The 320-nt window shown below is 44.7% G+C and carries 1 tRNA gene; it reads left to right on the top strand.

The features are described from left to right. The first annotated feature begins 43 nt into the window (after positions 1-43). Positions 44-119, top strand: a tRNA-Glu gene (locus H5160_RS20205). Positions 120-320: the final 201 nt, after the last annotated feature.

Below are 320 nucleotides of genomic sequence, written 5' to 3' on the forward strand. Positions count from 1 at the left end.
AAACGAGTCTAAAAATTCAGTTGTCCTAGTGACACATTTATGTGTCCCCATCGTCTAGAGGCCTAGGACACCGCCCTTTCACGGCGGTAACAGGGGTTCGAATCCCCTTGGGGACGCCACTTACTATTTTAAGTATTGTGTAAAGCAGTGTGACACCGCACTCTCTATGCACGACGTTATCAAGAGTACTAATCTCTTGGGGACGCCACTTACTTATTTTTAATAGGGAAGTGAAGTGTTATTAAGAAAGCTCGCCTGAAACGAGTCTAAAAATTCAGTTGTCCTAGTGACACATTTATGTGTCCCCATCGTCTAGAGGC

The sequence above is a fragment of the Pseudoalteromonas sp. SG43-4 genome (genome assembly GCF_014164325.1).
Lineage (GTDB): Bacteria > Pseudomonadota > Gammaproteobacteria > Enterobacterales > Alteromonadaceae > Pseudoalteromonas > Pseudoalteromonas distincta.